At 68.0% G+C, this 4,309-nt stretch carries 4 protein-coding genes and 1 pseudogene; 1 reads left to right on the top strand and 4 read right to left on the bottom strand.

Annotation, left to right across the window (positions count from 1 at the left end; genetic code table 11):
- From ACEN88_RS25415 to egtD, 4 genes and pseudogenes are all read right to left on the bottom strand, one after another.
- Window positions 1-377, bottom strand: a pseudogene (locus ACEN88_RS25415) (UDP-glucuronosyltransferase); the annotation flags it as partial.
- Window positions 377-1,306 (bottom strand): YihY/virulence factor BrkB family protein, encoded by a 930-nt coding sequence (locus ACEN88_RS25420; protein ID WP_413344137.1) that lies wholly within the window; start codon window positions 1,304-1,306, stop codon window positions 377-379. The pseudogene ACEN88_RS25415 and the gene ACEN88_RS25420, both read right to left, overlap by 1 nt.
- Window positions 1,303-2,526, bottom strand: a complete 1,224-nt coding sequence (egtB, locus tag ACEN88_RS25425) for an ergothioneine biosynthesis protein EgtB (RefSeq protein WP_413344139.1) — start codon at window positions 2,524-2,526, stop codon at window positions 1,303-1,305. Before egtB ends, ACEN88_RS25420 begins: the two co-directional genes overlap by 4 nt.
- A gap of 10 nt (window positions 2,527-2,536) precedes the next feature.
- A complete protein-coding gene (egtD, locus tag ACEN88_RS25430) occupies window positions 2,537-3,505 on the bottom strand; it encodes an L-histidine N(alpha)-methyltransferase (RefSeq protein WP_413344141.1) in 969 nt (322 codons plus the stop codon).
- 351 nt (window positions 3,506-3,856) lie between these two features.
- Between egtD and ACEN88_RS25435 the strand changes: the two genes are divergently transcribed.
- On the top strand, window positions 3,857-4,309 hold a 453-nt coding region (locus tag ACEN88_RS25435), incomplete at its 3' end, for an ABC transporter ATP-binding protein (protein ID WP_413344143.1).

Raw genomic sequence — 4,309 nt, forward strand, 5'->3', positions numbered from 1 at the left:
ATCCCGAGGCTGCGCGCGGCCAGCAGTGCGCCCGGTGCGTAATCGCCCACGACAACGTCAGCCTGGAGCGCGCCGAATAGATGGCGCCAGCCGTCGACGAGGCCCGCCATCGCGTCCGCGTCGAGCCAGCCGCAGGCGAGCAGGATGTCGGCCAGACTCGCCTCGCCGGGCGGCAGCCCTTCCACGCGGTGCAGCCACAGGGGCGCCTGGTAGACGGGGATGCGAATGTCGGCCAGCAGGCGGCGCGTGTGCACGAGGTCGCGCAGCACGAAGGACACGTCGTGGCCGCGTGCGACGAGCGGTCGCGCGAGCGCTTTCAGGCGGCCGGCGTGGCCGAGCGCCGCGCCGAGTTCCCAGCAAAAGACGATATTGGCCATCAGGGCGCCGTCCGCATCGGCTGCGGATCTGCTCCTTGTCCCTTCTGTCCCACGCGCTCGTATTCCGCGATGACCTGGGCGCCGAACAGCAGCAGGCTGGCCGCGATCTCGAGGCTGAACATGACGACGATCGCGGTGCTCATCGAGCCGTACACGAGATTCACCTTGGACAGCGTCGTGAAGTACCACACGAGGACGTGGCGCGCGGCTTCCCACAGCAGCGCGGCCGTCACGCCGCCGATGAGCGCATGCGACAGCGACAGCCGTCCCACCGGCATCACGAGGTAGATCGACGTCAGCACGAGGATCTCGCCCACGAGCCCCAGCAGGTACAGCAGCGCGCCGGATACGCCGTGCAGCGACCACGTGCGGCCGAACAGTTCGACGCTCTCCGAACCGATCACCTGCAGCGTGCCGGCGACGAGCGTCACGATCATCACGCCGAAGCCCAGCGCGAGGATGTAGCAGTAGGGGAGCACGGCCGACACGAGGAAGTGACGGCGGCGCACGGCCACGCGGTGCACGAAGATCACGCTCATCGCGTTTTCCAGCACGGTGAACGCGAGGGAGCTGAAGAACAGCATCGTGAAGCCGAGCACCCACGTGATCAGGTCGCGCGTGTCGAGAAAATGTGCAACCTCCGCCACGATCGAGCCGGACTGCCCCGGCACGAGCAGTTCCAGGTAGCGGCGCAAGGTGAGCAGCAGGTTGACCTGGTCGATGAAGTGCGACAGCACGACGACGACCAGCATCAGGAACGGCACGATCGACAGCAGCGCGTAATAGGCGACGGCGCCCGCCAGCAGCAGGCCCTGGTTGGCGCGGAACGCGCGCACGCACTGCAGGGTGAAGTCGAGCGGGTGCGCGACGATCCACGCATTGGCGCGCCGGTTCAGCACGCGCAGGCGCAGGCCGCGCGCCGATTTCATCGCGCGAGCCTGATCCCGGTGAACTGCCAGCGCGCGCCGGCCGGGAAAAAGTTGCGGTAGCTGGCCCGCGCGTGGCCGTGGGGCGTCGCGCACGACGAGCCGCGCAGCACGTACTGGTTGACCATGAACTTGCCGTTGTACTCGCCGATCGCGCCCGCGGCCGGCGCGAAGCCGGGGTAAGGCGCGTAGCCGCTCGCGGTCCACTGCCAGCACTCGCCGAACATCTGCGCGAGGCCGCTGCTGCCCGCCGCGCGCGGATGCAGGTCGCCGCAGGTCAGCGCGGTGTCGCGCGCGGCGAATTCCCATTCCGCTTCGGTCGGCAGGCGCGCGCCGCGCCAGCGCGCGTACGCGTCGGCTTCGTACAGCGACACGTGGGCGACGGGCCGCGCCAGGTCCAGCGCCTGCAGGCCGTGCAAGGTGAACTCGCGCCGGCGGTCGCCGTCGCCGACCCAGTACAGCGGCGCGTCCAGCGTGCCGTTCGCGACGAGGTCCCAGCCGTCGGACAGCCACAGCGCCGGATCGCGGTACCCGCCCGCCTCGACGAATTCGAGGTACTCGCCGTTCGTCACGAGGCGCGACGCGAGCGCGAACGGTTGCAGGTACTGCCGGTGGCGCGGGCTTTCGTTGTCGAAGGCGAAGCCCTCGCCGGCGTGGCCGATCTCGGCGAGGCCGCCCCCGAAATCGATCCAGGCCAGCGGTTCCACCGGGCCCGAAGCGGGCAGCGGCGAATCGATATAGGCCGGGTACAGCGGATTGCGCGACAGCAGGTGCTTGACGTCCGTGAGGATCAGTTCCTGGTGTTGCTGCTCGTGCTGCAGGCCCAGCTCGACCAGGGCGGCCAGTTCGGCGTCGTCCGGCCTGGAAGCCAGCAGGCGCAGCATGCGGGTGTCGACGGCGGCCCGGTAGGCATGCACCTCGGCCAGCGTCGGCCGCGTCAAGAGGCCCCGCTGCGCGCGCGGATGCTTCGCGCCCACGCCGTTGTAGTATGAGTTGAACAGCACGCGGAACGCCGCGTCATGGGGCCGGAAGCCGGGTTCGCGCGGCTCGAGGATGAAGGTCTCGAAGAACCACGTCGTGTGCGCCAGATGCCATTTGATCGGGCTCGCGTCTGGCATCGACTGGGCACAGCAGTCCTCGGCCGTCAGCGGTTCGGCCAGGTGCAGCGTGCGCTGCCGCACGTGTTCGAAGGCGGTGGACAGGCGGTGTTCGGAGGCTCCCATCGCGGCTCCTTCAATGCGATAGTGCGCGCGCGTAGATCACGGCGAACCACTGTTTCGGGTCCGTCCACACGCGCGTGGCCGCGAAGCCCGCCTGGGCCAGCAGGCCGACGGCGTCGCTCTGGCGGTATTTGTAGCTGTTTTCCGTGTGGATCCACTCGCCCGCCGCGAACCGGCGGCCGCCGCCGCGCCACGTCACCTGCTGCACGGTCTGCGCTTCCAGGTGCATCTCGACGCGGCCCTGGGCCGGGTTGTAGAAGCCGCGGTGGCGCCACTGGCGGATGTCGAAGTCGGCACCCAGCAGGCGGTTCACGTGGCGCAGCACGTTGAGGTTGAACGCGGCCGTCACGCCCAGCGCATCGTCGTACGCCGCGTCCAAAACGGCGTGCTCCTTGGCAAGGTCGATGCCGATGAGGAGTCCCCCGTCGCGCCCGCACTGCGCGTGCACGCGCTGCAGGAAATCGCGCGCCTCGCCGGGCGTGAAATTGCCGATCGACGAACCGGGATAAAAGAACAGGCGGCGCTCCTCGCGCACGCTGTCGGGCAGCTCGAGGCTGCCGGAGAAATCCATGCCGAGCGGGCGCATCTCGATGTAGCGGAAGCGCTGGCGCAGGCGCTCGACGGCATCGAGCAGGAATTCCGCCGAGATGTCGACGGGGACGTACTGGCGCGGCTGCAGCAGCGGGAACAGGTTCGCCGCCTTCGCGCAATTGCCGGCGCCCAGGTCGATCAACGTGGCACCGGTGCCGACCGTACGCGCGATCTCGGGGCCGTGCAGATCGAAGATGCCGGCTTCCGTCCGCGTGGGGTAGTACTCGGGCAATTCGCAGATCGCCTCGAACAGCTTCGAACCCAGCGGGTCGTACAGGAACTTGGGCGAGATCCAGGCCTGGCGGGCCGTCAGGCTTTCTGCCAGCTCGGCGGGTACGTGCAATCCATCGTTGTTTACTACGGGCACTGCGGGCGATGTCGCGTTCAGCATCGGGTGTCCTCGGTGGTGCGGCCGCACCGTGCGGCCGGCTGGAATGTTGCCGTTCCGGCCATGATACGCGATTCCGCGATTCCGCACGCACGCCCTTACCCTGCAAGAATTCGGGGTCAGAGCACATTTTTCGGCGAATTCGGGGTCAGAGCACAATTTGATATGGCATAAAATTCGGGTTTCGAACGCTGCGGGCCGTCCCGATCAAGCCGTTTCGCGCATGTGTGGACGCGTCGTCGTCCGTAGCACAATTTCTCGAAAACGGGCTCTGACCCCGAATTTTGGCAAGAATGTGCTCTGACCCCGAATTGGGGGGCGTGCTAGAGTAGTGGTTTTGTCAATCGGCGTTCCATGCTCGAACTCGTCAATCTCAGCAAATCCTATGGCGGCCGCGCCGTGCTCGCGGCGCTGTCGCACCGCTTCGAACCCGGCGAGTTCGTCGCGATCATGGGGGAGTCGGGCGTCGGCAAGTCCACCTTGCTGAACCTGATTGCCGGACTCGACGCGCCCGATAGCGGCGAAGTCCGCGTCGATGGGACGCCAATGTCGGCGCTCGACGACGATGCCGCCACCCGGCTACGCCGTACGCGCATGGGTTTTATCTTCCAGGCCTTCCACGTGCTGCCGCACCTGACGCTGCTGCAGAACGTCGCGCTGCCGCTGCTGCTGAACGGCCGCCCCGACCCCGCCCGCGCCACACAGATGCTCGACGCCGTGGGCCTCGGGGGACGCGGCGCCGATTTTCCGCGCCAGCTGTCCGGCGGCGAGCTGCAGCGGGTGGCCATCGCGCGCGCGCTCGTGCAC

The sequence above is a fragment of the Massilia sp. CT11-108 genome, from assembly GCF_047302915.1.
In the GTDB taxonomy this organism is placed as follows: Bacteria; Pseudomonadota; Gammaproteobacteria; order Burkholderiales; family Burkholderiaceae_D; genus Telluria; species Telluria orientalis.